Annotated in this window: 26 protein-coding genes; 11 read left to right on the top strand and 15 right to left on the bottom strand. The window is 67.8% G+C overall.

Annotated elements, in window-relative coordinates; all coding sequences use genetic code 11:
- Window positions 1-61 precede the first annotated feature (61 nt).
- Window positions 62-1984, bottom strand: coding sequence for an excinuclease ABC subunit UvrC (gene uvrC / locus CAP40_RS17300; RefSeq protein WP_086130772.1), 1923 nt, complete (start codon window positions 1982-1984; stop codon window positions 62-64).
- A gap of 146 nt (window positions 1985-2130) precedes the next feature.
- Here uvrC and CAP40_RS17295 point away from each other — a divergent pair, with 146 nt between their 5' ends.
- Complete coding sequence (locus CAP40_RS17295) at window positions 2131-2880, top strand: class I SAM-dependent methyltransferase (RefSeq protein WP_086130771.1); 750 nt, start codon at window positions 2131-2133, stop codon at window positions 2878-2880.
- Between the two features lie 35 nt (window positions 2881-2915).
- Here CAP40_RS17295 and CAP40_RS17290 read toward each other — a convergent pair whose 3' ends face one another.
- From CAP40_RS17290 to CAP40_RS17260, 7 genes are all read right to left on the bottom strand, one after another.
- On the bottom strand, window positions 2916-3107 hold the full coding sequence (locus tag CAP40_RS17290) for a hypothetical protein (RefSeq protein ID WP_086130770.1): 192 nt from the start codon (window positions 3105-3107) through the stop codon (window positions 2916-2918).
- Window positions 3108-3157: 50 nt separating this feature from the next.
- Entirely contained in the window at window positions 3158-5071 is a 1914-nt protein-coding gene (locus tag CAP40_RS17285) for a CHASE3 domain-containing protein (protein ID WP_256924313.1), read from the bottom strand.
- A gap of 1 nt (window position 5072) precedes the next feature.
- Window positions 5073-5627 (bottom strand): hypothetical protein, encoded by a 555-nt coding sequence (locus CAP40_RS17280; RefSeq protein WP_086130769.1) that lies wholly within the window; start codon window positions 5625-5627, stop codon window positions 5073-5075.
- Entirely contained in the window at window positions 5620-6114 is a 495-nt protein-coding gene (locus CAP40_RS17275) for an ATPase (protein WP_086130768.1), read from the bottom strand. The genes CAP40_RS17280 and CAP40_RS17275 overlap by 8 nt, the downstream gene beginning before the upstream one ends.
- A gap of 16 nt (window positions 6115-6130) precedes the next feature.
- Window positions 6131-6346: a F0F1 ATP synthase subunit C gene (locus CAP40_RS17270; protein WP_086130767.1), complete on the bottom strand. Its 216-nt coding sequence runs from the start codon at window positions 6344-6346 to the stop codon at window positions 6131-6133.
- 63 nt (window positions 6347-6409) lie between these two features.
- Entirely contained in the window at window positions 6410-7183 is a 774-nt protein-coding gene (locus CAP40_RS17265) for a F0F1 ATP synthase subunit A (protein WP_086130766.1), read from the bottom strand.
- Complete coding sequence (locus CAP40_RS17260) at window positions 7180-7533, bottom strand: AtpZ/AtpI family protein (protein WP_275915674.1); 354 nt, start codon at window positions 7531-7533, stop codon at window positions 7180-7182. Before CAP40_RS17260 ends, CAP40_RS17265 begins: the two co-directional genes overlap by 4 nt.
- A gap of 139 nt (window positions 7534-7672) precedes the next feature.
- Between CAP40_RS17260 and radC the strand changes: the two genes are divergently transcribed.
- Together radC and CAP40_RS17250 are read left to right on the top strand one after the other, a co-directional pair.
- The gene (radC, locus tag CAP40_RS17255; protein ID WP_086130765.1) at window positions 7673-8353 is read left to right on the top strand and encodes a DNA repair protein RadC; all 681 of its coding nucleotides are present in this window, start codon (window positions 7673-7675) and stop codon (window positions 8351-8353) included.
- Between the two features lie 54 nt (window positions 8354-8407).
- Complete coding sequence (locus tag CAP40_RS17250; RefSeq protein ID WP_086130764.1) at window positions 8408-9253, top strand: aspartyl protease family protein; 846 nt, start codon at window positions 8408-8410, stop codon at window positions 9251-9253.
- Window positions 9254-9334: 81 nt separating this feature from the next.
- On the opposite strand, the gene CAP40_RS20245 is transcribed toward CAP40_RS17250, so the two are convergent.
- Window positions 9335-9868, bottom strand: a complete 534-nt coding sequence (locus CAP40_RS20245; protein ID WP_144034410.1) for a calcium-binding protein — start codon at window positions 9866-9868, stop codon at window positions 9335-9337.
- Window positions 9869-10072: 204 nt separating this feature from the next.
- Here CAP40_RS20245 and CAP40_RS17240 point away from each other — a divergent pair, with 204 nt between their 5' ends.
- The 5 genes from CAP40_RS17240 to CAP40_RS17220 all read left to right on the top strand — a co-directional run bounded on the left by CAP40_RS17240 (window position 10073) and on the right by CAP40_RS17220 (window position 16175).
- Entirely contained in the window at window positions 10073-10708 is a 636-nt protein-coding gene (locus CAP40_RS17240; RefSeq protein WP_218822167.1) for a DUF1287 domain-containing protein, read from the top strand.
- A gap of 46 nt (window positions 10709-10754) precedes the next feature.
- Window positions 10755-12065 (top strand): adenylosuccinate lyase, encoded by a 1311-nt coding sequence (gene purB, locus CAP40_RS17235; RefSeq protein ID WP_086130762.1) that lies wholly within the window; start codon window positions 10755-10757, stop codon window positions 12063-12065.
- Window positions 12062-12658, top strand: coding sequence for a biliverdin-producing heme oxygenase (locus CAP40_RS17230; RefSeq protein WP_086130761.1), 597 nt, complete (start codon window positions 12062-12064; stop codon window positions 12656-12658). The genes purB and CAP40_RS17230 overlap by 4 nt, the downstream gene beginning before the upstream one ends.
- Entirely contained in the window at window positions 12648-15200 is a 2553-nt protein-coding gene (locus CAP40_RS17225) for an HWE histidine kinase domain-containing protein (protein ID WP_086130760.1), read from the top strand. Before CAP40_RS17230 ends, CAP40_RS17225 begins: the two co-directional genes overlap by 11 nt.
- 168 nt (window positions 15201-15368) lie before the next feature.
- The gene (locus CAP40_RS17220; RefSeq protein WP_086130759.1) at window positions 15369-16175 is read left to right on the top strand and encodes a hypothetical protein; all 807 of its coding nucleotides are present in this window, start codon (window positions 15369-15371) and stop codon (window positions 16173-16175) included.
- A 38-nt stretch (window positions 16176-16213) separates the two neighbouring features.
- On the opposite strand, the gene CAP40_RS17215 is transcribed toward CAP40_RS17220, so the two are convergent.
- Window positions 16214-16996, bottom strand: a complete 783-nt coding sequence (locus tag CAP40_RS17215; protein WP_086130758.1) for a helix-turn-helix domain-containing protein — start codon at window positions 16994-16996, stop codon at window positions 16214-16216.
- A 122-nt stretch (window positions 16997-17118) separates the two neighbouring features.
- Between CAP40_RS17215 and CAP40_RS17210 the strand changes: the two genes are divergently transcribed.
- A complete protein-coding gene (locus CAP40_RS17210; RefSeq protein WP_086130757.1) occupies window positions 17119-17508 on the top strand; it encodes a hypothetical protein in 390 nt (129 codons plus the stop codon).
- A 43-nt stretch (window positions 17509-17551) separates the two neighbouring features.
- Here CAP40_RS17210 and CAP40_RS17205 read toward each other — a convergent pair whose 3' ends face one another.
- Window positions 17552-17944: a helix-turn-helix domain-containing protein gene (locus CAP40_RS17205; RefSeq protein WP_086130756.1), complete on the bottom strand. Its 393-nt coding sequence runs from the start codon at window positions 17942-17944 to the stop codon at window positions 17552-17554.
- A 98-nt stretch (window positions 17945-18042) separates the two neighbouring features.
- Here CAP40_RS17205 and CAP40_RS17200 point away from each other — a divergent pair, with 98 nt between their 5' ends.
- A complete protein-coding gene (locus CAP40_RS17200) occupies window positions 18043-18618 on the top strand; it encodes an NADPH-dependent FMN reductase (protein WP_086130755.1) in 576 nt (191 codons plus the stop codon).
- A gap of 90 nt (window positions 18619-18708) precedes the next feature.
- Here CAP40_RS17200 and CAP40_RS17195 read toward each other — a convergent pair whose 3' ends face one another.
- The 4 genes from CAP40_RS17195 to dnaK form a co-directional block, all read right to left on the bottom strand.
- On the bottom strand, window positions 18709-19095 hold the full coding sequence (locus CAP40_RS17195) for a glycine zipper 2TM domain-containing protein (RefSeq protein WP_086130754.1): 387 nt from the start codon (window positions 19093-19095) through the stop codon (window positions 18709-18711).
- A gap of 123 nt (window positions 19096-19218) precedes the next feature.
- Complete coding sequence (locus CAP40_RS20655; protein WP_086130753.1) at window positions 19219-20166, bottom strand: phage tail protein; 948 nt, start codon at window positions 20164-20166, stop codon at window positions 19219-19221.
- 467 nt (window positions 20167-20633) lie between these two features.
- Complete coding sequence (dnaJ, locus tag CAP40_RS17185) at window positions 20634-21755, bottom strand: molecular chaperone DnaJ (protein WP_086130752.1); 1122 nt, start codon at window positions 21753-21755, stop codon at window positions 20634-20636.
- A 132-nt stretch (window positions 21756-21887) separates the two neighbouring features.
- The gene (dnaK, locus tag CAP40_RS17180; protein WP_086130751.1) at window positions 21888-23804 is read right to left on the bottom strand and encodes a molecular chaperone DnaK; all 1917 of its coding nucleotides are present in this window, start codon (window positions 23802-23804) and stop codon (window positions 21888-21890) included.
- A gap of 160 nt (window positions 23805-23964) precedes the next feature.
- On the opposite strand from dnaK, the gene CAP40_RS17175 reads away from it, so the two are divergent.
- Window positions 23965-24405 carry a copper chaperone PCu(A)C gene (locus CAP40_RS17175; protein WP_086130750.1) on the top strand — a complete coding sequence of 147 codons (441 nt, stop codon included), beginning with the start codon at window positions 23965-23967 and terminating at the stop codon, window positions 24403-24405.
- The last annotated feature ends 78 nt before the right edge of the window (window positions 24406-24483 follow it).

The raw sequence follows: 24483 nt of genomic DNA, 5'->3' as shown, positions 1-24483 counted from the left end.
CCGGAGGCTGCGGCAAGCCGGCCAGCGACAAGATTTCGCGCGGAATCCGTGCAGAAAATATCTATCGCATATGAAAATGATCGTAGATCTGCTGCGCGACGCCCGCGCTCACGCCGGGCGCCTTCTGCAGATCCTCGAGGCTTGCCGCACGCACCGCCCGCGCCGTGCCGAAATGCATCAGCAGCGCCTTCTTGCGCGCCGGGCCGATCCCCGGCACCTCGTCGAGCGGGCTCGCTCCGATCGCCTTGGCACGCTTTTGCCGATGAGCGCCGATCGCGAAGCGATGGACCTCGTCGCGCAGCCGCTGGAGATAGAAGAGCACCGGCGAATTGACCGGCAGCATCAGCTCGCGCCCGTCCATCAGGTGGAACACCTCGCGGCCCTCGCGCCCATGATGCGGCCCCTTGGCGACGCCGACCATGCACACGTCCTCGATGCCCAGGTCCTCCAGCACCGCCTTGGCCGCATTCAGCTGCCCGCGCCCGCCGTCGAGCAGCACCAGGTCGGGCCAGCTCCCGCCCTGCCGGTCCGGGTCCTCGTCCTGCGCGCGGGCGAAGCGGCGAGCGAGGACTTCGCGCATCATCCCGTAATCGTCGCCCGGCACGGTCTCGGCGCGCTTGATGTTGAACTTGCGATACTGGTTCTTCTGGAAGCCTTCGGGCCCCGCGACGACCATCGCGCCCAGCGCATTGGTGCCCTGGATATGGCTGTTGTCGTACACTTCGATCCGCTCGGGACTCTCGGGCAGTTCGAAGATGTCGGCGATCTCGGCCAGCAGCTTCGCCTGGGTCGTCCCCTCGGCCAGCCGCCGGTCGAGCGCTTCCGCCGCATTGCGCGTCGCCTGTTCCAGCAACCGCCGGCGCGGCCCCCGCTGCGGCACGCCGAGCGCCACCTTGTGCCCGGCGCGTTCCCGCAGAGCCTCGGCTAGCAGCGCCGCCTCCTCCAGGTCGCGATCGACGAAGATCGTCCGGGGCGGCGGCACTTCCTCGTAGAATTGCATCAGGAAGGCCGAGAGCACTTCGTCCTCGGACACCTCGTTGGTGTGTGCGGGGAAGAAGCTGCGATGCCCCCAATTCTGGCCGCCGCGGATGAAGAAGGCCTGGATGCCCATCACCCCGCCCTTGCAGGCGAGTGCGAAGATGTCGGCATCGCCCACGCCCTCGGCGTTGATCGCCTGGCTGCCCTGGATGAAGGTGAGCGCCTTCAACCGGTCGCGCAGGATCGCCGCCAGTTCGAAATCGAGATTCTCCGCCGCCGCCTGCATCTGCGCGCCGAGCTTGGCCTGCACCTGGGTCTTCTTGCCCATCAGGAAGTCACGCGCGTCGTCGACCAGTTCCTCATAGGCCTGCGGCGTGATGCGATCGACGCACGGCGCCGAGCAGCGGCGGATCTGGTAGAGCAGGCACGGCCGGTCGCGCGTGTTGAAGAAGCCGTCGGTGCAGCTCCGCAGCAGGAACAGCTTCTGGAGCGCATTCAGGGTCTTGCGCACCTGCCCCGCCCCCGCGAACGGCCCGAAATAATCGCCCTTCACCTTGCGCGCGCCGCGATGGAGCTGGATGCGCGGGAAATCATGATCGCGCCTGAGCAGGATGAACGGGAACGATTTGTCGTCGCGCAGCAGCACGTTGTAGGGCGGACGGAAGCGCTTGATCAGCTGTGCTTCCAGCAGCAGCGCCTCGGCCTCGTTGTTGGTGGTGACGATCGTCATCGATCGCGTCTGCGCCACCATCCGCTGGAGCCGCTTCGAGAGCCGCTGGACCTGGGTGTAGTTGGTCACCCGGTTCTTCAGCGCCCGCGCCTTGCCCACGTACAGCACGTCGCCGCGCGCATCCTGCATGCGATAGACGCCGGGCCGCGCCGGCAGCGTCTTCAGCACGTTGCGGATCGCCGCCACCCCGGCTTCGAGATCGGGGGCGTCGGCGCCGCGCACGGCGAAGGTGGCGGTCTCTTCGTTGAAGCGGTCGGGCGCGTTGGGATCGGACATCGTCGCACGGGATTTAGGGGGTGCGGAGGACGACCGCCACTCCCCTTCTCGCCATCCGGGCGAAAGGCGCGATGGCGGCAAGGGAACGCCTTGAACCGTCACGAGGATGTGCGATGCTCCGCCCACATATTTAGGAGAGTCGTCCCATGAAGCTCGTCCTGTCCGCCGCGCTGCTCGCGCTGGCCATGCCGCTCGCCGCCCATGCCCAGACCGTCCCCGCTCCCATCGCCGCCGCCCTGGGCGATGCGGGCCGCCCCCAGGCCGAGAAGGACCGCGACGCCGGCCGCCATCCCGGCGAGATCCTCGCCTTTGCCGGCATCGCGCCGGGCCAGAAGGTGGCCGACTTCATCATGGGCGGCGGCTATTGGACCCGCATCCTCGCGCCGACGGTGGGGCCGAAGGGCAAGGTCTATGCCTATCAGCCGGCGGAGTTCATCCAGTACCGCGCCGCCTATGCCGACGAGCAGAAGGCCGCGGCGGAGGGGCGCGCCAATGTCGCGCCGCTCAGCGACAGCCTGAGGAGCTTCGCCTTTCCGGAGCCGCTCGACGCGATCGTGACGGTGCAGAACTGGCACGACCTGCACCTCAAGGCGGCGGCACCGGGCGCCGCCCGGGGCATCGCGAAGAAGCTCTATGATTCGCTCAAGCCCGGCGGCGTGCTGCTGGTGATCGACCATGTCGCCAACACCGATCCGGACTTCGCGGTACCGCAGACGCTGCACCGCATCGATCCCGCCGCCGCGCGCGCGGAAATCGAATCGGCCGGATTCAAGTTCGAGGGCGAATTGCCGCTGCTGCGCAATCCGAACGACCCGCACACGGCGAATGTCTTCACGCCGGAGATCCGCGGCAAGACCGACCAGTTCATCTACAAGTTCCGCAAGCCGGCGGCGTGAGCCCGGTCCTCCCCTCCGGAGGGGAGGAATGGGGGTCAGCGCCCGGCCGCATTCTCCAGCGCGTTCGCCCGGGCCTCGATGCGTTCCATCGTGGCCTGGGCACGGGCGCCGACATCGTCCGCGCGCCGCCGTTCCTCCGTGGCACTGCGCCAGGCGACCGCGATCATGAAGACGAGCAGCAGGGCCGTGAGCGCAGTGGCGAGCTGGAGCCAGCGTTGGATGGTCATGCCGCCACCCTAGGAGCCGCCGGCGATACCGGCAACGGCCAGCCGGCGCGTCACTTCCCGCCGTCGAGCACCTGCCGCACCTTCACCGCGAGCTGGGCGATGCTGAACGGCTTGGCCAGGAAATCGACGTCATGGTCGAGCATGCCGTTATGGACGATCGCGTTGCGCGTATAGCCGGTCGTATACAGCACCGGCAGGTGCGGCAGCTTCTCGCGCATCCGCTCGGCAAGCGTACGGCCGGTCATGTCGGGCATCACGATGTCGGTGAACAGCAGGTCGATGCCCGGATGCTCGCCCAGCATCGCCAGCGCCTGGACCGGGCCGGAGGCGTGGATCACGACATAGCCGAGCTCGCGCAGCGCATCGACCGACATGATCCGCACCTGCTCCTCATCCTCTACCACGAGCACGATCTCGCCCCCGCCGCGCGGCAGCTCGGCCTCCGGCGCCGGCACCGTGCGCCGGTCCTCCTCGCCGAAATGGCGAGGGATGTAGAGCTTCACGATCGTGCCGACGCCGAGCTCCGAATAGACCTTCACGTGCCCGCCGGACTGCTTGACGAAGCCATAGACCTGACTGAGCCCGAGCCCGGTGCCCTTGCCCACTTCCTTGGTGGAGAAGAAGGGGTCGAAGGCGCGCTCGATCACTTCGGCACTCATGCCGGTGCCGGTGTCGGTCACCGACACCATCACATATTGCCCGGGCGTCACTTCGGCGTGGTGCGCCGAATAGGCATCGTCGAGATAGGTATTGGCCGTCTCGATCGTCAGCCGCCCGCCTTCGGGCATCGCGTCGCGGGCGTTGACGCACAGGTTGACCAGCGCGTTCTCCAGCTGCCCCGCGTCGATAAAGGCCGGCCAGAGCCCGCCCGCCAGCACCGTCTCGAAGCGAATCGTCTCGCCGATCGTGCGGCGCAGAAGCTCGGACATGCCCGCCACCAGCCGGTTCGCGTCGAGCGCCGCCGGCGCCAGCGGCTGGCGCCGGGCGAAGGCGAGCAGGCGCGAAGTGAGCTGCGCCGCGCGCTCGGCCCCCTGGAGCGCGCTGTCGATCGACTGGGCAGCCTTGGCCGGATCCTTGCCGATGCGGCGCTTGGCCATGTCGAGCGAGCCGATCACGATCGCCAGCATATTGTTGAAGTCGTGCGCGATGCCCCCGGTGAGCTGGCCGATCGACTCCATCTTGCCGAGCTGGCGCAGCTGCGCTTCCGCCGCCTCGCGCTGCGCGCTCTCGGCCAGCAGCCGAGCATGCGCCGCCTCCGCGGCGTCGCGCGCCGATGCGGCGGCATGGGCACGCCGGATCGCCGATCGGGTGACGAAATAGGCAACCACCGCCACGGCGATCGCCGTCACCGCCAGCCATAGGGTGAGCAGCCCCGCCTGCCAGGCCGCGCTGTCGCTGCGCACCGCGAACAGCCCCGCCTCATGGGTCCGCATCTCCGCGACGAGCGTACGGATCCGGCGCATCTGGCCGAGCCCGACTCCGGACTTCACCCCCGCGGCGACGCCGGCCGTGTCGCCCCGGCGGATCATCTCGACGAAATCGGTGAGCCGGTCGAGCCGATCCTCGACGAGCCGCTGCAACGTCGCGGCGCGGGCGCTCTGCTCCGGGCTGTCCGATACCAGCGCGCGCAGCTCGGCGAGTTCCTGGTGCAGGCCGTGCCCGCCGCTGGTGAACGGCTCCAGATAGGCGGGATCGCGCGTGATCAGATAGCCGCGCTGGCCGGTCTCGGCCTGCTGCACGCCGGAGAGCACGCTGCTCAGCTGCTCCTCGACCTCGAGAGTATGCGAGACCCAGTGCTGCGCCTGCTGCTGCCCCCGCACGAGGAAAAGCGCCCCGACCAGCGCCGCGGCGAGCAATGCGAAGGAAATGAGGAGCGCGATCAGCCCCGGATCGAGGCGGGCGCGGACGGTGTTGCCATCCGCGCCTGAACTGGGGGCCGAACCGGAAGCCAGCCCCGCGTTCACATCAGTTCAGGCGGCCGAGCCCGGCGATCGTCTGGTCGACGAGCTTCTTGTCGGCTTCGGCACCATGCTTCTCCGCGATGATCGCGGCGGCGGCGGCGGCGGCGGCATCGGCCGCCCTGGCGCGGACCTCTGCGATCGCGGCGCGCTCGGCGGCGGCGATCTTGTCCTCGGCCATCTTGGCGCGGCGCCGGGTCAGTTCCTTGGCGTCCGCCTCGGCCTTTTTCAGCAGCGCCTTGGCCTCGGCCTCGGCATGCTCGACGATCGCCGCGGCATCCGCCGCGCTCGCGGCGTTCCGCGCCTTGGCCTGGGCCAGCTCGGCCTCCGCCTCGGTCCGGAGCGCAGTCGCGTCGTCGAGCTGCTTGCGGATCGAATCGATCTTGGCGTCGAGCATCTTGCCGATCATCGCCGGCACGCGCTTCCACAGCACGATGCCGAGGACGACGAGCATCGCGATGGCGACGAACATCGGCGCGGTGATCACGCCGAACGCAGCCGGCTCATGATGCAGTTCCACGGTGCCGGTCTCCGCCTTCAGGCCATGGGGTTGTTCAGCCATTGGCCAGCGCTGCCTTCACTTGCTTGGTGACCGACGCGCGGTCGGCCGTCACGCCCGAGAGCTTGGCGACGATCTCCTGGACGGCATCCACCGTCCCGGCCTCGATCTCGCCCAGCGCCTGGGTCTTGGTAGCCTCGATGCGCACGGTGGCCTCGGCGATCTTCGCCTCGGACGCCGCATCGCCCTTCTTCACTTCGGCCTCGGACTTGGCGGTCGCCTTGTCCTTGGCCTGGCTCAGCGTCGCGAGCGCGGTGGTCCGGGCCGATTCCAGCCCGGACTCATATGCCGCGTCGGACGCATGGGCCGCATCTCGGGCAGCCTCGGCCGCGGCGAGGTCTCCGGCGATGCGGGCGTTGCGGTCTTCGACCGTACGCTCGATCTTCGGAACCATCGCCTTGCCGATCCCGAAATAGATGAGCGCAAACACGATCGCGAGCCAGAAGAGCTGCGACGCGTAGATCTCAGGGATTTGGGATAGCTGCGGCATCGGCTGTCCTTCGACCTTAGCCCTTGACGACGAACAGGATCAGGATCGCGACGACGAACGCGATCAGGCCCAGAAGCTCGGCACCGGCGAAGCCGATGAACAGGCGGCCCTGCTGGCCGTCGGCGGCACCCGGGTTGCGCAGCGCGCCCTCGAGGAACGAACCGAACACGTTGCCCACGCCGAGCGCGGCCAGGCCGATGCCGATCGCCGCGAGGCCGGCACCGATGTACATTGCACCAACGTCAGTCATTTCAAGCTCCCTACGTAATCCAAAAAAACAAACGAACAGCGCGACTTAGTGCAGGTGCACCGCGTCGTGGAGATAGAGCGAGGTCAGCAGCGCGAACACATAGGCCTGGATCGCGCAGACCAGCAGTTCGAGCGCGCTCACGCCGATGATCATCAGCATCGAGGCGAACCAGACGCCATAGCCGATCCCGCCGGCGTTCAGGCCCTGCACCGCAAAGCTGCCGAACACTTCGAGCAGGATGTGCCCCGCGGTCATCGCGACGAACAGTCGCAGGCCCAGCGAGAAGGGGCGCACCATGAACGAGATGAATTCCACCGGGATGATCACCGGCATCAGCCACAGCGGCGCGCCGTGCGGCACGAACAGGCCGAAGAACTTCAGGCCGTGCTTCCAGAAGCCGACCGCGAGCACGATGGCGAACGAGAAGAAGGCCAGCACCGCGGTCACCGTGATGTGGCTGGTCACCGCGAAGGTGTGCAGGCCCGGCACCACCGCCAGCGGCAGGATGCCCACCAGATTGGCGAACAGGATGAAGAAGAACAGCGAGAAGATGTACGGGGCGAACTTCTTGCCGCCCTTGCCGATGCTGGTGTTCACCATCGAATCGATGAAGCCCACCGCGCCTTCGGCCATCAGCTGCCATTTGCCCGGGATCAGCGCGCGCTTCATCCCGCCCATCATGAACACGAACAGCAGCGCCGCCACGACGAACATGAACAGGGCCGAGTTGGTGAACGAGAGATCATAGCCAAGCAGATCGAACTTGATCAGCTTGCCGACCTCGAACTGCTCCATCGGATTGATTGCGCCGGCGCTCACTCAACGCGCTCCTTCGAGATCTTGTAGATGTTGCGGAAAGCCGCCGCGATCGACAGCACGAGCAGGGTCAGCAGCAGCCACGGACTGGTGCCCAGCCAGCTGTCCAGCGCATACCCCAGAATTCCACCGCCCAGCGGCATGCCGATCAGGTCCATCAGCACGCGCGAACCCTGCTTGTAGCCCTTGGCGTCGGCAGGCGCCTTGGGAACCGCCGATCCGGTGCGCGCAGCCTCGGCCGCCTTCGCATCGGCGATGCGGCGGTCAAGGTCGCTCGGAGCACGGTCTTGGGTCAAGGCGGTCAAGGCGTTCCAGATATGAAAAAAGCCGCCGACAGCGCCGACGACATACAAGCATCGCCGGCTGTTCGGCCGCGTTGCTCGGGCGCTTTAGGAACGCTGGCGGACCGAGTCAACTCCGGGTCAGGTCTCGCCGCCAAATCGGCGAAATCCTCGCCTTGAATAACGGCGCATTTGCAGGAACAAGCCGGGCATGTCCGAGCCTTCCGACAATAGCGGCCACCGCGCGCGCCTGCGCCGCCGCCTGTTCGAGGGCGGGCCGGACGCGCTGCTCGATCACGAACTGGTCGAATACCTCCTCGCACTGGCGATTCCCCGGCAGGATACCAAGCCCTTGGCCAAGGCGCTGCTCCACGAATTCGGCGGCATCGCCGGACTTCTCACCGCCGATGCCGAGGCGCTCGCCCGCGTGAAGGGCATGGGCGAGACCAGCGTCGCCGCCCTGAAGACCGCCCATGCCGCGGCGCTCCGCCTGCTGCGCGCCGAGGTCGCCGAGCGCCCGGTGCTCGCCAACTGGCAGGCATTGCTCGACTATCTGCGCGCCGACATGGCCCATCACGCGATCGAGCGCTTCCGCGTCCTCCATCTCAATTCCAAGAACATGCTGATCCGCGACGAACTGATGGGCGAAGGCACGATCGACGAGGCCGCCGTCTATGTCCGCGAAGTGATCCGCCGCGCGATCGAGCTCGGCTCCGCGGCGCTGATCCTCGTCCATAACCATCCCTCCGGCGACCCCTCACCCAGCCGCGCCGACATCGAGATCACCCGCCAGATCATGGCCGCGGGCAAGGGGCTGGGGATCGGCGTGCACGACCACATCATCATGGGGCGCGACGGGCATGCGTCGCTGCGGGGCCAGGGGCTGATCTAGCGAGCGATCCAGCCTGTCATTGCGGCACCACAGCTCGCCCGATACCATCCCGCCATGCTTCGCGCCCTTGCGCTTCCCGCCCTCGCCCTGCTGCTCGGTGCCGCGCCCGAGCTGCCGCATTTCGCGATCGAGCGCCCCGAAACGCTCGGCGGGCGCCCGGTCGGCGGCCGGCTGCCGATCGTCCACGCCGTCATCGCGGGCCGGCCGGGAACCTTCCTGCTCGATACCGGCGCCGGCCTCACGGTGATCGCGCCCCGGTTCGCCGATGCGACCGGCCTCGTCCCGGGTGCAGCCATTGCCGGGCATGACAGCGGCGGCAGGCCGGTCACCGGCCGTACGCTGGAGCAGGTCGACATCACCATCGGCACCGTGCGGCGCCGGTTTCCGCGACTGGCAGTGATGCAGATCGGCATGCTCGACCCGCTCGGTATCGACGGAGTGATCAGCCCGCAATCCTTCGCCGACCCCGATTGCCTCCGCATCGATTTCGCGCTGGGCATCGCGACTCTGGCGCCACCGGCCGACCCCGCCTGCACGCTGGACGGCGTGGCGGTGCCGATGGGCAAGGGGTATCGCCCCTATGCGCCGGCCAGCGCATCGGACGGCAGCCAAGCCGACTTCCTCGTCGACAGCGGCGCGTGGCGAACGAGCCTGCCCGCTGAGTTCGCGCCCGATGTCCCTGTCCTTGGCGCGGAGGCGCATAGCGGCGTCGCCGGCATCGCGGAGGCCGCCGAACTGGTCGGCCCCTTGACGCTCACGCTCGGCGGCAGGCCGCTGCACGTGCAGAGCGCCCGCCGCACGGGCGCAGGCCGCGACGCCCTGCTCGGCTTCGACCTGCTCTCGCGAGCGGTACTGCTGATCCGGCCGGGCAAGGATGCCCTGCTCCGCCTCGCGCCCTGAGTAACCAAACGGCCGCCGGAGGCAAGCCCGGCGGCCGTTCGGGAATAAGCGCCATGCGTATTCAGGCGCGACGAAAGGGGGTTAGCCCGGCTGTTTCGGGGTCAGGAACACGGTGAGCTCCTGCTTGTTCACCGAGGCGTTCTTGTCGGTATCGGCGCTGGCGAATGCCTGGTTCGTCCAGCTGCTCGCCTCGGCGCTGCCGGGCTGGAAGCTGGGCTCCGACGCCTTGCGCAGATCGCCCATCCAGGCCGCGAACTCGGTGGCGTTCAGCTTGCCATCACTATCCTTGTCATAGCCGCCGAAGTCGCGACCCACCGCCTGGGCGACCTGTTCCTGCGTCGCCGCCGGCTGGGCGGCCGGAGCCGCGGCAGGCGCGCTCGCCACCTCGGCAGGCTGAGTCGCAGGCTCGGCGGGCGCCGGCATCGCCTCGGCAGTCGTGGCCGGGGCTGCAGCCTGGCCCTGGGCGGCGGGCGCCGCATCGTCACTGGTAACTGGCGGAGTCGCCTGCTCGGGCGCCGGGACAGTCTGCGCAGGCTTGTCCTGCGCGGGAGCTTCCTGCGCAACAGCAGGAATTACGAAAAATATAGATGTAGCAAGAAGCATCGGCTTCAGCATAAGCTTATCTCCTATTCTACTCAGGAATTATATTTCATTTCCAGCCCGATTGTATTTTGAACAACCACTCTATCAACCAATGATCTTGAGACGATGTTCCCGATTTCACTAGCACTAGCCTCAACACGCCCCCGATGCAGCTCGATTCATCGCATTTCATTTGCGCTGTGGCGCCTCGGCAACGGCTGCGGCAGGATGGGCGTCATGATCGACCGTCGGACGCTGCTGTTCGGAATGACCGCCGGCCTTGCCGGCTGCCACGGTGCGCCCCAGGCATCGGGCACGGTCGACCAGCCGCACCTTCCCGCGAGCACGCCCGCCGCCAAGCTGATCGCCGCCGCCCGCACCCAAGTCGGCGTCACGCGCCGCTATGACAGCGCCTATACCAGCCTGCCCTTCCCTGGCGGCGACGTGCCGCGCGAGAAGGGCGTGTGCACCGATGTGGTGATCCGCGCCTATCGCGATGCCTTCGGGATAGATATCCAGGCGCTGGTCAATGCCGACATGAAGCGCGCTTTCGTCGCCTATCCGCGCAAATGGGGCCTTTCCCGCCCCGATCCGAGCATCGACCATCGGCGCGTGCCCAATCTCGCCGTCTTCCTCGCCCGCGCCGGTGCCCGGCTGCCGATCCCGGCGGACGGCAAGGGCTGGCAGCCCGGCGACATCTTCACCTCCGCGCCGGCGAACGGCATCGGCGGCACCGGCACGCATATCGGGCTGGTCTCCGACCTGCCCGGCGCCCGCGCGCCGATGATCCTCCACAATATCGGCCGGGGCGCGCGCGAGGAGGATGCGCTGCTCGATTGGCCGATCACCGGCCGCTTTCGGTGGAAAGTCTGAGGCACGCTTGCTAGGGGCGCGCCATACCCCCGGCGAAAGGCTTGCAATGGTTCCCCGTTATTCGCGCCCTGAAATGACCGCCATCTGGTCGCCCGAGGCGCGCTTCCGTATCTGGTTCGAGATCGAGGCGCACGCGACGGAGGCCCTGGCGGAACTGGGCGTGGTGCCGAAGAGCGCCGCCAAGGCGCTGTGGGACTGGTGGGCGACCAACCCGGCCATCGACGTCGCTGCGATCGACGCGATCGAGGCGGTTACCAAGCACGACGTGATCGCCTTCCTCACCTGGGTGGCCGAGCAGGTGGGCGACGAGGCCCGCTTCATGCACCAGGGCATGACCAGCTCGGACGTGCTCGACACCTGCCTCGCCGTCCAGCTCGCCCGCGCCAGCGACATCCTGCTCGCCGATCTCGATCAGCTGCTCGAAGTGCTCAAGCGCCGCGCATATGAACACAAGCTCACGCCGACGATCGGCCGCAGCCACGGCATCCATGCCGAACCGGTCACCTTCGGCCTCAAGCTCGCCGAAGCCTATGCCGAGTTCAAGCGCAACCGCGAGCGCCTCGTCGCCGCCCGCGCGGATATCGCCACTTGCGCCATTTCGGGCGCGGTCGGCACCTTCGCCAATATCGATCCGCGCGTCGAAGCGCATGTCGCCGCCAAGCTCGGGCTCGCGGTCGAGCCGGTCTCGACCCAGGTGATCCCGCGCGATCGCCATGCGATGTTCTTCGCGACTCTCGGCGTGATCGCGAGCTCGATCGAGCGCCTCGCCATCGAGGTTCGCCATCTGCAGCGCACCGAAGTGCTCGAGGCCGAGGAATATTTCTCGCCGGGCCAGAAGGGCTCGTCGGCGATGCCGCACAAGCGCAACCCGGTGCTGACCGAGAATCTCACCGGCCTCGCCCGCATGGTCCGCAGCGCGACGATCCCGGCGATGGAGAATGTCGCGCTGTGGCACGAGCGCGACATCTCGCACAGCTCGGTCGAGCGCTATATCGGCCCGGACGCGACGATCACGCTCGACTTCGCCCTGGCCCGCCTCACCGGCGTGATGGACAAGCTGCTCGTCTATCCGGCGCGCATGCAGAAGAACCTGGATCGAATGGGCGGCCTCGTGCATTCCCAGCGCGTGCTTCTCGCCCTTACCCAGGCCGGCGTCAGCCGCGAGGACAGCTATCGGCTGGTCCAGCGCAATGCGATGAAGGTGTGGGAATCGGACGGCGAACTCTCGCTGCTCGAGCTGCTCAAGGCCGATCCGGAAGTGACCGCGGCACTCTCGCCGGCGGAAATCGAGGACAAGTTCGACCTCGGCTATCATTTCAGGCAGGTCGACACGATCTTCGAGCGCGTCTTCGCTTGAACCCCACCCGCCAGGCGCTGCGTGCAGCGACGTCCGCGGCGCATGACCGGGTGGATACGGCCTTTGCCGGTTTCGACCTGACCCACCGGGAAAGCTATGCCCGCTTCCTCGCGGCCCATGCCGATGTGGTGTGGGCGCTGGAAGCGGCGCTTCCGGGCGATCGGGTGGTCGACGATTGGGAAGAGCGCAAGCGGGGGCATCTGCTGCGCGAGGACCTGGCCCATCTCCCGAAGCCCGCCTCAAGCCGTCATTCCGGCGAACGCCGGGATCTCGGGCAGGAGGGCGAGGAAGGAGCCGCACGAGATCCCGGCGTTCGCCGGGATGACGATAGTTGGATCGCCGGCACCCTCTACGTCCTCGAAGGTTCGCGCCTCGGCGGGAAATTCCTTGCCCGGCGCCTGCCCGCCGGATTTCCCCGTGCCTATCTTGATGCAGATCAGCGCACCGAAAAGTGGCAACAACTACTGACGGTTATCGATCGTCTCTTGCACGAGCCCGCCGCGCTCGAGGCGGCGATCACCGCGGCGCTTGCCACTTTCACGGCGTTCGAGCGTTCGGCGGAGAAATGGCGAAAGGCAGAGATTGGCCAGTAACAGCGATTTCGAGGTCGATCTCACCAATTGCGATCGCGAGCCGATTCACGCGCTGGGCGCCGTCCAGCCCTTCGGCTTCCTGCTGGCGCTTTCGGTCGACTGGCTGATCCGCCGCGTCTCGGCCAATGCCGAGCAATTCCTCGAAAAACCTGCCGACGACCTGCTCGGCACTTCCGCCATCCCGCTGCTCGGCGAGCACGCCGTCCACACCCTGCGCAACCGCCTCGCCATGTTGCGCGGCGGCGACGCGGTCGAGCGCGTCTTCGGGCTGCGGATCGCCAGCGGCCGTTGCTTCGATTTCGCGCTGCACATGATCGGCGACACGATCGTGCTGGAAGGCGAGGATTGCAGCGAGGACGCCTCCACCGATATCGGCTCGGCGATCCGCGCGATGATGGCGCGGCTCGACGAGACCGCCGACGCCGCCGCCTTCTATCGCGAGGGCGCCCGCCAGGTCCGCGCCTTGACCGGCTTCGACCGGGTGATGGTCTATCGCTTCGATCGGGACGGTTCGGGCGTGGTGGTGGCCGAGGCTGCCCGCACCGGCATCGGCAGTTTTCTCGACCTGCGCTACCCCGCCAGCGACATCCCGCAACAGGCGCGCAAGCTCTATGTCCGCACGCCCTTCCGCATCATCGCCGACGTGAATGCCGAGCCGGTGCCCGTGCTGCCCCGGCTCGACGAGCGCGGCGCCCCGATCGACCTTTCGCTATCGGTGCTGCGATCGGTCTCGCCGATCCATATCGAATATCTGAAGAACATGGGCGTCGGCGCCTCGCTCTCCATTTCGATCATCGTCGAGGGCCAGCTCTGGGGCCTGTTCGCCTGCCATCACTATGCCGCGCGCTGCCCCAGCTTCGAACGGCGCTCGATCGCCGAGCTGTTCGGCCAGATGTTCGCGCTCAAGCTCGAGAGCCGCGAGCGCAAGGAGCTGGCCGCCTATGAGCTGGCGGCGCGTTCCGCCAGCGACCGGCTGCTCGCCGCGGTGGCCGGCGATTCGACGCTGCTCGACAATCCCGAATGGCTCGGCACGATGATGCGCGAAACCGTGCCGTGCGACGGCATCGCGATCTGGCTCGACGGCAAGGTCTCCTCTTCCGGCATGACGCCGCCGGCCGCCGCATTCTCGGCGATCACCCGCCGACTGAACGCAATGGCCGCGGGCAGGATCTTCTCGACCGATCGCCTCGCGGACACTCTTCCCGCCGCCGCCGACTATGACGATGTCGCCGCCGGACTGCTCGCGATTCCGATCTCGCGCCGCCCGCGCGATTACGTGCTGCTGTTCCGCCAGGAGAAGATCCGCACGGTCAAATGGGCCGGCGACCCGCACAAGCCCGCGCAGCTCGGCCCCAACGGCCCGCGCCTCACGCCGCGCAAGAGCTTCGAATTGTGGAGCCAGGAAGTCCGCGGCCGCTCCGAGCCCTTCTCGAACGCCGAACTGCGCGTCGCCGAGATGCTGCGCGCGTCGCTGATCGAAGTCGTGTTGCGCCTCAGCGACGAAGCCCAGGAGGAGCGCCGCCGCTTCTCCGAGCGCCAGGAACTGCTGATCGCGGAGCTGAACCACCGCGTCCGCAACATCCTCAGCCTGATCCGCGGCCTGGTCCGCCAGTCGCTCGATCCCGAGGCGGATGCCCGCAACACCATCCACCTGCTCGAAGGCCGGATCGAGAGCCTCGCCCGCGCGCACGACCAGATCACGCAGGACAATTGGTCCGCCGCGCCCCTGCTCCGCCTGATCGAGACCGAGGCCGCCGCCTATCTCGCCGGCAAGGCGGGCCGGGTGGAGACCGACGGGCCGGCGGTGCTGCTCCATCCCCAGGCCTTCTCGGCGCTGGCGCTGGTACTGCACGAGCTGATGACGAACTCGGCCAAATATGGCGCGCTCTCGGACAGCGGCTCGGTCGATATCGGCTGGCGGATCGAGCGCGACGGCGACCTGGCGATCGCATGGCGCGAGCGCGGCGGCCCCGCCGTGCAACCGCCGAAACGGCAAGGCTTCGGCACCACGATCATCACGCGCTCGATCCCCTATGACCTGGGCGGCCGCGCCGACGTGCGCTATCCGCTCACCGGGCTCGAAGCCGATTTCCGGGTGCCCGCCCGCTATATCGAGATCGACCCGAGCCGCGCGGGCCATCCCGCGGCGCCATCCGCACCCGCGCCGGGCACCGCCGTGCCCAAGCTGCTCTCGGGCGTGGTGCTGCTGGTCGAGGACAGTCTGATCATCGCCATGGACGCCGAGGACATTCTCACGCGCCTGGGTGCCCACCGCGTGGTTACCGCCGGCACGCTCGCCCAGGCGCGCGAGGAGATCGCCCGCGAAACGTTCGAAGCCGCGGTGCTCGACGTCAATCTCGGCGCCGAGACCAGCCTGCCGCTTGCCGACGACCTCATCGCCGCCCAGGTGCCCTTCCTCTTCGCCACCGGCTATGGCGAGCAGCTCAAGCTTCCCGGCGAGCATGCCGCTGCGCTCGTCACCCAGAAGCCCTATACGCTCGCAAGCATCTCCCGCGCGCTCTCCGACCTGCTTTCAATGTAGGATTTCAGCCGATACGACTCACAAGCTCCCCTCCCTGGAAGGGAGGGGTTGGGGGTGGGTCGTGTCCTGGCGATATGGTAAAGGCGGGCGAACGGCTGCCATATCGTGCGCATCTACCCACCCCTAACCCCTCCCTTCCAAGGAGGGGAATCTCAAGGGAGGGATCACATGCCCATCGGCGCATCGGTAGGGAAGAACGGCGTCAACGACCTGGCGGACGTACTGGTCGTCCAGCACCTCCTCAACGACTGGCTCGGCGCCACCGGCCAGAAGCTGCTCCCGACCAGCGGCGAATGCGGCACGCTCACCATTGCGGCGATCACCGGCTACCAGGCACAGGTGCTGGGTGCGGCCAGGCCGGACGGCCTGATCGGCCCCGGCGGCAGGACCTGGCTCGCGCTCGCCGCCGGCCAGGGCACCCGCCCGCCGTTCGCGGGTGCGGACTGGTGGAACGCCAACCAGGCCAGATATCCGAACAGCGCCGCCGTCGCCGACCTGGTCCAGCCCTTCCGCGACAACGTCACCGCCTTTCTGAAGGCGCTGAAGGATGCGGGCGCCAGCGTCACGATCTCCGCCACGCGCCGCAACGCCCTCCGCGCGCAGCTGATGCATTACAGCTGGCGGGTGGCAAAGGGGCTGGTCGCGCCGAACAAGGTCCCCGCCCTGCCCGGCCTGGATATCCGATGGGATCATGGCGACCTCGCCAGGTCGAAGGCCGGTGCGCAGGCGATGTGCGACCTGTTCCAGATCGCCTTCGAGCCCTCGCTCACTTCGCGCCATATCGAAGGCCGTGCGATCGACATGACGATCGGCTGGAACGGCACGATCAAGGTGCGGGACAAGCAGGGCAAGCCGCGCGAGATCGGCGCACCGCGCTCGGGCGACACCAACACCGATCTCCATCGGATCGGCGCGACCTATGGTGTGATCAAGCTGCTCAGCGACCCGCCGCACTGGAGCGACGACGGGCGGTGAACTCCAAGTTCCTCCCCCAGCAAGCCGGAGGAGGAATTTCAATGCACCCCCCGCAGCCGCTCCGCCGTCATCGCGTCCGCCGGATAGAAGGCCTCGATCGCCAGTTCGTCCAGCGTCACGTCGAGCGGCGTGCCGAATACGGTGGTGGTGCTGATGAAGCTGAGGTCGCCCAGCGGGGTGGCGAGCCGCAGCGGGATCGCCACCCCGCCCATATCCTCCAGCTGCCCCGCCCCGTCGGGAAAGGGATAGCCCTCCAGCTCGACGACCAGCGCCTCCAGCGCCTGGTCGCCGGTGGTCATCGCTTGGCGCCGCAGCCGCTCGAGCAGGTGCGCGCGCCATTCGGCGAGGTTCAGGATCCGCGGCGCCAGCCCCTCGGGGTGCAGGCTCAGGCGCAGCACGTTGACCGGCCCCGCCAGCAAGTGCGGGGCGCAGCCGGCGAGCAGCGGCTCGACCGCCGCATTGGCCGCGATCAGATGCCAATGCCGGTCGATCGCCAGCGCCGGCCAGGGCTCGTGCCCCTTCAGCACCAGGTCGATCGCCCGCCGCGCCGCCGCCAGGGCAGGATCGTCGAGCGCCCGCTGAGCATAGAGCGGCGCGAACCCCGCCGCGAGCAGCATCGTGTTGCGTTCGCGGAGCGGCAGCGCGAGCTGGTCGGCCAGGCGCAGCACCATCTCGCGGCTCGGCCGGGTGCGCCCGGTCTCGATGAAGCTCAGATGCCGGGTCGATATCTCCGCATCCAGCGCCAGGTCCATCTGGCTCAGCCGGCGGCGGCGGCGCCATTCCCTGATCTGGTCGCCGAGCGGGCGGACGGCTGGCTGCACGGATAGTCTCCTTCGCCGCTTCTCTGCCCGCAAGCCGCGCCGGTTTCCATTACCTCCCGCGTAATCGACCGGGTGCGCCGATGCCGTCAGCCTTGCGTCATCACCAGCAAGGGAGACGACCCATGACCAATCCGATCCATTTCCTCCGCACCGTGCTCACCATCGACGCAGTCACCTGCCTGGCGATGGGCGCGCTGCTCGCCGCCGGCGCCGGACCGCTCGCCGGGTTGCTCGGCCTGCCCGCGGCGCTGCTGTTCGAGGCCGGGCTGCTGCTCTTCCCCTCGGCTGCGTTCATGCTCTGGGCGGCGCGCCGGACCGACCGGGTCGAATGGCCGGTTCGCGCCATCGCCCTGCTCAACCTGGGCTGGACCGCGGCCAGCTTCGCGGTGATCGCCCTGCTCGCGCCGAATCCGCTCGGCGCCGCCTTCCTGGCCGTCCAGGCACTGGCGGTGGCGGGGCTCGCGGCGCTCGAATTCCACGGCCTGTCGCTGTTCCGCCGCGCCTTTGCCTGAAACAGGACGGAAGGAGCCCGGCACATCCGCCAGGCTTCTTCCGTCAACTGCCCGCCCGATCCTCCGCCGACGCATCGAACCGGCGCCGCGCCGCATCGATCTCCGGCAGGTTCGCCGTCACCCATTGGCCGAGCGCAGTCACCGGCTGCTGGAGCGAGCGCCCCAGCGGCGTCAGCGTATATTCCACCCGCGGCGGGATCGTCGGGAACACTTCGCGCATCACCAGCCCGTCGCGTTCCAGCCCGCGCAGGGTGAGCGTCAGCATCCGCTGCGAGATGCCCTCGATCCCGCGCTGCAGCTCGCTGAACCGCCTGGTGCCGCCGCTCAGCATCATGATCGTCAGGATGCTCCATTTGTCGCCGATCTTGGCGAGGATCTCGCGCACCGGCGTACAGCCCTGGTGCTGTCCGCCTATCTGCCCGCCGCTTACATGCATGTGCCTGGGTTCCAGAAATGTGCCTCCTTGTGGCGATGCGCCCACCGCATCATTTGATCCCCTGTTACGATTCGTAACCGGAAAGGGTCGAAATTTCCATGCTCAACCTCGCACTCATCATCGGCAGCACCCGCCCGCAGCGTTTCGCGGACGTTCCCGCCCAATGGATCGCCGCCGGTGCCGCCGCGCGCGACGACTTCACGCTCGATATCCTCGACCTGCGCGACCAGAATCTGCCGCTGTTCGAGGAGCCCGTCCCCCCATCCTGGACCCAGGGCGTCTATTCGCACCCTGCTGCCGAGGCCTGGCGCCAGAAGGTCGGCAGATATGACGGCTTCATCGTCACCGCTGCGGAATATAATCACGGGCCCACCGCGGTGCTGAAGAACGCGCTCGATTCCGCCACCTTCGAATGGCGCCGCAAGCCGGTGGCGTTCGTCGGCTATGGCGGCGTCGGCGGCGCCCGTGCGATCGAGCAGCTGCGCGGCATCGCGGTCGAGCTGCACATGGCGCCGATCAGGGCCGAGGTGAATGTGGGCATGGAGCCGTTCCTCGGCATCCTGCAGCAGGGCAAGACGCTGGACGACTATCCCCATCTCGCCGCCGCGCGCGCCACCTTGTTCGACGAGATCGCCTGGTGGGGCAACGCGCTCAAGGCCGCCCGCGCCGCCTGAGCGACACGCCCAAGGAGAAGGGGGCCGGCAAAGAGAAGGGGCCCGGCGTTTCCACCGGGCCCCTGCCTCCTGCTTGAAATCCCTCGGGACTTAGCGGCAGCGACGGCCGCCGCTGCTGTCCTTGTCGATCGCCCGGCCGAGCAGCGCGCCGCCCAGGGCGCCGAGCAGCGTGCCGGGGGTGCGATCGCCGTAGCGATCGATGCTGCGGCCGACCAGCGCACCGGCGACGCCGCCGATCAGCATGCCTGTCGTGCCGTCCGAACGGCGGCAATAGTTGCGGCCGTCGCGGCCACGCCAGCTCGGGCCGTTGTAATGGCCGCGGTCGTCATAGCCCCGGTCATAGCCGCGATTGTCATAGCCGCGCTCGTAGCGACCATCGTCGCCCCGATAGCCGTCATAACGCTGCGCCATCGCGGTCGAGGGCAGGGCGGGAAGGGCAACGGCCATGGCCGCGAGGCCCAGAAGCGTCTTACGCATGATCTATCTCCTCCTTTGGCCGGTGCCTGGGCACCGGGTACGAGGATGGGTCTAGGCGATTCGGCCTGATGCGATGCTGAACTCGTCTTGCAGCTTGCGTTCACGTAACGAAATCGCGGCGGCTCAGGCCCCGGGCATCATCCGGCCGCGCAGATCGGGCAGGCCGAAGCTCGTCTTGCCGTCGCCGCCCCAGATGTCGCCGATCGCCTGGAACAAGGTCGGATAGTGCGAGATCGGCAGCACGCTGCCGTCGCACGCCGCCCAGCCCTGGGGGATCTGCGCGCCGGCATAGGCCGTCACCTGCCCGGCATAGGCATGATAGGCCGGCGGATCGCCATCGCCGCTGCCGGGAGCCAGAAGATCGCCGGTATTGATGATATAGTTGAGGCCCAGCCCACCGATCGTGCCCGACACCTTCTGGCCCAGCGCCATGCCCGGTCCCAGGCCCACCGGCGCCGCGCCGTTCAGGTCCGGCAGCTGGAAGGTCGTCGCGCCATTGCCGCCGAACGCGGTGCCGATCGCCGCGAACAGCGCGGCATATTGCTGGACCGGCAGCGTCGCGCCGTCGCAGGGCGCCCAGCCGCCCGGCACCACGGTCCCGCAAAAGGGCGTCACCGTTCCCGGCAACGGCGCGTCGACGCTCGCATCCAACGCGATCAGCCAGCTGAGGACGAGCGCGCCCGGCGGCATCCCGCCCACCGGCCCGCCGCCGATCACGACCCGGGCATGCAGGTCGGGCACGCCGATGGTCGTGATTCCGTCGCCGCCGAAACTCGTTCCCATCACCGCCGTCAGCGGCTGGTTCCACAGGATCGGCAGCGTGCCGCCGGTGCACGGCCTGGCGCCATAGGCCGGGTAGCTGCCGGCAAAGCTCTCGATCATGCCGACGGTGAATTGCGCGGGGGCCGGGCCGTCCTGCGGGAAGACGCCGTTCATCACCAGCAGCTGCTGCATGCCCGAAGGCGGCGGCGGGCCGGGCCGGACGGTTTCCTCCTCCAGTACCGGCGGAGCGGGCTTCGGCGCCCGGCCGCCGAACAGCCGCGCCAGCAATGCCTTCAGCCAAGCCCACATGGGTTTTCTCCCCCGCTTCCCCAGGACGCGCAACTATCGACACCCGGCGGCAATCGGGACAGACCCCATATGGGAGCGAGCCGGACCGAAACGGTGCGAAAGGGAGGGGATTGCATCGACTACGGGCGCACCTGCAGGTAGCTGCGTCTTCCGCGGTTCCGGCGTCACCCCGGGAACAAGTCCAGGTTTGGCTTCCCCCATCATCCCGATTTCTCTCGTCATCCCCACGACTCTGGGGCCAATCGACATTCAGGCTGGGGGTGTGGCTTGGCAGGCAGGAACACTCCGAACCAACCTCCTTCGTCACCCTGAACTTGTTTCAGGGTCCAAGGTGCCACCAGCGATATCGCCAGTGGAGAATTGGATGCTGAAACAAGTTCAGCATGACGGAAGGGAGAGCGCTCGACATTCAACTTCCGTCCCTCGCCACCGGGAATGGAAGGGAGGGAACTGAATGTCGATCTGCCCTACCCCAACGCCGCCTTGAGCTTGGCGAAGAAGCCGGTCGTCTGGGGGCATTCGTCGCCCGTCTCGGTCGCGCGGAATTCCTCGAGCAGCTCGCGCTGCTTCGCGGTCAGCTTGGTCGGCATCTCGACGACGAGCTCGACGACCAGGTCGCCGCGCCCGCGCCCCTGGAGCACCGGCATGCCGGCGCCGCGCTGGCGCACTTCGCGGCCGCTCTGGGTGCCCGGCGCGATCTTCACCACATGCTTCTCGCCGTCCAGGCCGGGCAGGACGATTTCGCCGCCCAGCGCCGCGGTGGTAAAGCTGATCGGCGCATGCGCGAACAGGTTCGTGCCCTCGCGATCGAAGATCGCGTGCTTCTTAACGTGCAGGAAGATGTAGAGGTCGCCCGCCGGCGCGCCGCGCGCACCCGCTTCGCCTTCGCCCTGCAAGCGGATCCGGGTGCCCTCGTCCACGCCCGGCGGCACGTTGATCTTGAGCGTCTTGGTCTTGTCGGCCCGGCCTTCGCCGCGGCAATCGCGGCACGGCTCGTCGATGATCTCGCCCGCGCCGTGGCAATGGTGGCAGGCGCGCTCGACCATGAAGAAGCCCTGCTGCGCGCGCACCTTGCCGTGCCCGCCGCAATATTTGCACTGAGTCGCCTTGGTGCCCGGCTTGGCGCCGGTGCCCTCGCACGTGTCGCAATGCCCGGATACGTCGACGGTGACTTCGCTGGTCTTGCCGTGAAAGGCCTCTTCCAGCGTGATCTCCATGTCGTAGCGCAGGTCGGCGCCGCGGCGCACCTGGCGGCCGCCGCCCCGGCCACCGCCCATGAACTCGCCGAACACGCTTTCGAAAATGTCGCTGAACGCGCCGAAATCGGGCTGCGGGCCGGCGCCGCCGCCGCCCATACCGTTCTTGAACGCCGCATGGCCGAACCGGTCATAGGCCGCGCGCTTCTGCGGATCCTTCAGACAGTCATAGGCTTCGTTGATCGCCTTGAACTTGGCCTCGTGATCCTTGCACCCGGCATTCTTGTCCGGATGATATTTGATCGCGAGCTTGCGATAGGCGGACTTGAGCGTGACGTCGTCCGCGGTGCGCTCGACTTCGAGCAGCTCGTAATAATCGACTTCGGTGGTCATCAATTAAAGCCCTCTCCCCGCTCGCAGGGAGAGGGTCGGGAGAGGGGCACGCCGCCGGAAATCCGCATTGCCGCCCCACTCCCCCTCTCCCCGGCCCTCTCCCCGCACGCGAGGAGAGGGAGGGAAGTTAAGTTACGCCTTGTTGTCGTCCACCTCGGAGAACTCGGCATCGACGACTTCCTCGCCACCGGTCTCCGAACCCGCCGCCGCGCCGGCGCCCGCCTGGGGCGAAGCCTGCTCGGCAGTCTGCTTCTCGTAGATCGCCTGGCCGAGCTTCATCGCCACCTGGGCGAGGTTCTGGCTCTTGGCCTGCATCTCGTCGGCGTCGCCGCCATCGACCGCGGCCTTGGCCTCGGCCACCGCCGCCTCGATCTCCGCCTTCAACCCGGCATCGACCTTGTCGCCATTTTCCTGGAGCTGGCGCTCAGTGGTGTGGATCAGGCTCTCGGCATTGTTCTTCGCCTCGGCCGCGGCACGGCGCTTCTTGTCCTCCTCGGCGAAGCTCTCTGCGTCGCGGACCATCTGCTCGATGTCGCTGTCCGAAAGGCCGCCCGAGGCCTGGATGCGGATCTGCTGCTCCTTGCCGGTGCCCTTGTCCTTGGCCGACACGTTGACCAGGCCATTGGCGTCGATGTCGAAGGTCACTTCGATCTGCGGCACGCCGCGCGGCGCCGGCGGGATGCCGACCAGATCGAACTGGCCGAGCAGCTTGTTGTCCGCCGCCATCTCGCGCTCGCCCTGGAAGACACGGATCGTCACCGCCTGCTGGCCGTCGTCGGCGGTCGAATAGACCTGGCTCTTCTTGGTCGGGATCGTCGTGTTGCGGTCGATCATGCGGGTGAACACGCCGCCCAGCGTCTCGATGCCGAGGCTCAGCGGAGTCACGTCGAGCAGCAGCACGTCCTTGACGTCGCCCTGAAGCACGCCGGCCTGGATCGCCGCGCCGATCGCAACCACCTCATCGGGGTTCACGCCGGTGTGCGGCTCCTTGCCGAAGAACTCCTTCACGATCTGGCGGACCTTGGGCATGCGGGTCATGCCGCCCACCAGCACCACTTCGTCGATCGCCGAGCCCTTGACGCCGGCATCGGCCAGCGCCTTGCGGCACGGCTCGAGCGTGCGCTGGATCAGGTCCTCGACGAGGCGCTCCAGCTCGGCGCGGTTGATCGTCTTCACCAGGTGCTTCGGCCCATTGGCGTCGGCGGTGATGAAGGGCAGGTTCACTTCGGTGGTCTGCGCCGAGGAAAGCTCGATCTTGGCCTTTTCGGCGGCTTCCTTCAGGCGCTGCAGCGCCAGCTTGTCCTTGGTGAGGTCGATGCCCTCGGCCTTCTTGAAGTCCTCGGCCAGGAACTGCACCAGCTTGGCGTCGAAGTCCTCGCCGCCCAGGAAGGTGTCGCCGTTGGTCGCCTTCACTTCGAACACGCCGTCGCCGATCTCGAGCACCGAGATGTCGAACGTGCCGCCGCCAAGATCATAGACCGCGATCGTCTTGCCGTCGTTCTTCTCGAGGCCATAGGCGAGCGCCGCCGCCGTCGGCTCGTTGATGATGCGCAGCACTTCCAGGCCCGCGATCTTGCCGGCGTCCTTGGTCGCCTGGCGCTGCGCGTCGTTGAAATACGCCGGCACCGTGATGACGGCCTGGGTGACGTTCTCGCCGAGATAGGCCTCGGCGGTTTCCTTCATCTTCTGCAGGATGAACGCCGAAATCTGCGACGGGCTGTAGTCCTCGCCGCCGGCCTGCACCCAGGCGTCGCCATTGGCGCCGCGCACGATGGTGTAGGGCACCAGCTCGGTGTCCTTCTTGGTCACCGGATCGTCGAAGCGGCGGCCGATCAGGCGCTTCACCGCGAAAACCGTGTTGTCCGGATTGGTCACTGCCTGGCGCTTCGCCGGCTGGCCGATCAGGCGTTCGCCATCCTTGGCGAAGGCGACGATCGACGGCGTGGTACGCGCGCCTTCCACATTCTCGATGACCTTGGGCTTGCCGCCCTCCATCACTGCCACGCAGCTGTTGGTCGTCCCCAGGTCGATACCGATAACTTTAGCCATGGTCCCTCGTTGGCCCCCAGTTCAAATCAAAAACTTGGCCCCCACGCCCCTGCTAGGAGGCAGCGCGGAGAACCGGTCACGTTGCCGGATATAGGTGCACACGCGCTTGCCGCAAGAAGCAGGGCTTTCTAGAGGGTTTCCCGGAATGGGAGTAAGGCGGATGCGGCGTTTCTCGATGATCGTTACGGTGGCGGCACTTTCCGCCTGCACGCCCGCGGGCACGCTTTCCGCCGACAACGCCTGGGTCCGGCTGCCCGCCGTCGCCGGCCAGCCGGGCGCGGCCTATTTCACCGTGCAGGGCGGCGCGACCGCCGACACGCTGCTCGCCGTCTCCTCGCGCGCCGCGCTGAAGGCCGAGCTGCACGAGAACATGAAGGGCGAGCATGGCATGATGTCGATGGCCCCGCTCAAGGACGTCGCCGTCCCCGCCGGCGGCAAGCTCGCCTTCGCGCCGGGCGGCCGTCACGTCATGCTCTTCTCGATCGGGCCGGCGGTGAAGCCCGGCCAGACGGTCCCGCTCCAGCTGTCCTTCGCCAGCGGCAAGACGCTCCAGCTCGACGCGAAGGTCGTCGGCGCGGGCGATCCGGCGCCGGGGAGCTAGGCCGCCTCCGTAGAAACCCCCGGAGGAGAATTCCCTACCCCGCCGGAAACCATCTCTTTTTCAGTTTCGGAAGAAAAA

This window comes from Sphingomonas sp. IBVSS2 (genome assembly GCF_002127225.1).
GTDB lineage: Bacteria > Pseudomonadota > Alphaproteobacteria > Sphingomonadales > Sphingomonadaceae > Sphingomonas.
Note: the sequence above shows the minus strand (reverse complement) of the source record. Positions and strands in the feature narration are given on the sequence as shown.

Coding starts and splice junctions, on each gene's coding strand:
- uvrC (WP_086130772.1), bottom strand. CDS start 1,984: ATGTCCGATCCCAACGCGCCCGACCGCTTCAACGAAGAGACCGCCACC.
- CAP40_RS17295 (WP_086130771.1), top strand. CDS start 2,131: ATGAAGCTCGTCCTGTCCGCCGCGCTGCTCGCGCTGGCCATGCCGCTC.
- CAP40_RS17290 (WP_086130770.1), bottom strand. CDS start 3,107: ATGACCATCCAACGCTGGCTCCAGCTCGCCACTGCGCTCACGGCCCTG.
- CAP40_RS17280 (WP_086130769.1), bottom strand. CDS start 5,627: ATGGCTGAACAACCCCATGGCCTGAAGGCGGAGACCGGCACCGTGGAA.
- CAP40_RS17275 (WP_086130768.1), bottom strand. CDS start 6,114: ATGCCGCAGCTATCCCAAATCCCTGAGATCTACGCGTCGCAGCTCTTC.
- CAP40_RS17270 (WP_086130767.1), bottom strand. CDS start 6,346: ATGTACATCGGTGCCGGCCTCGCGGCGATCGGCATCGGCCTGGCCGCG.
- radC (WP_086130765.1), top strand. CDS start 7,673: ATGTCCGAGCCTTCCGACAATAGCGGCCACCGCGCGCGCCTGCGCCGC.
- CAP40_RS17250 (WP_086130764.1), top strand. CDS start 8,408: ATGCTTCGCGCCCTTGCGCTTCCCGCCCTCGCCCTGCTGCTCGGTGCC.
- CAP40_RS20245 (WP_144034410.1), bottom strand. CDS start 9,868: ATGCTGAAGCCGATGCTTCTTGCTACATCTATATTTTTCGTAATTCCT.
- CAP40_RS17240 (WP_218822167.1), top strand. CDS start 10,073: ATGATCGACCGTCGGACGCTGCTGTTCGGAATGACCGCCGGCCTTGCC.
- purB (WP_086130762.1), top strand. CDS start 10,755: ATGGTTCCCCGTTATTCGCGCCCTGAAATGACCGCCATCTGGTCGCCC.
- CAP40_RS17220 (WP_086130759.1), top strand. CDS start 15,369: ATGCCCATCGGCGCATCGGTAGGGAAGAACGGCGTCAACGACCTGGCG.
- CAP40_RS17210 (WP_086130757.1), top strand. CDS start 17,119: ATGACCAATCCGATCCATTTCCTCCGCACCGTGCTCACCATCGACGCA.
- CAP40_RS17205 (WP_086130756.1), bottom strand. CDS start 17,944: ATGCATGTAAGCGGCGGGCAGATAGGCGGACAGCACCAGGGCTGTACG.
- CAP40_RS17200 (WP_086130755.1), top strand. CDS start 18,043: ATGCTCAACCTCGCACTCATCATCGGCAGCACCCGCCCGCAGCGTTTC.
- CAP40_RS17195 (WP_086130754.1), bottom strand. CDS start 19,095: ATGCGTAAGACGCTTCTGGGCCTCGCGGCCATGGCCGTTGCCCTTCCC.
- CAP40_RS20655 (WP_086130753.1), bottom strand. CDS start 20,166: ATGTGGGCTTGGCTGAAGGCATTGCTGGCGCGGCTGTTCGGCGGCCGG.
- dnaJ (WP_086130752.1), bottom strand. CDS start 21,755: ATGACCACCGAAGTCGATTATTACGAGCTGCTCGAAGTCGAGCGCACC.
- dnaK (WP_086130751.1), bottom strand. CDS start 23,804: ATGGCTAAAGTTATCGGTATCGACCTGGGGACGACCAACAGCTGCGTG.
- CAP40_RS17175 (WP_086130750.1), top strand. CDS start 23,965: ATGCGGCGTTTCTCGATGATCGTTACGGTGGCGGCACTTTCCGCCTGC.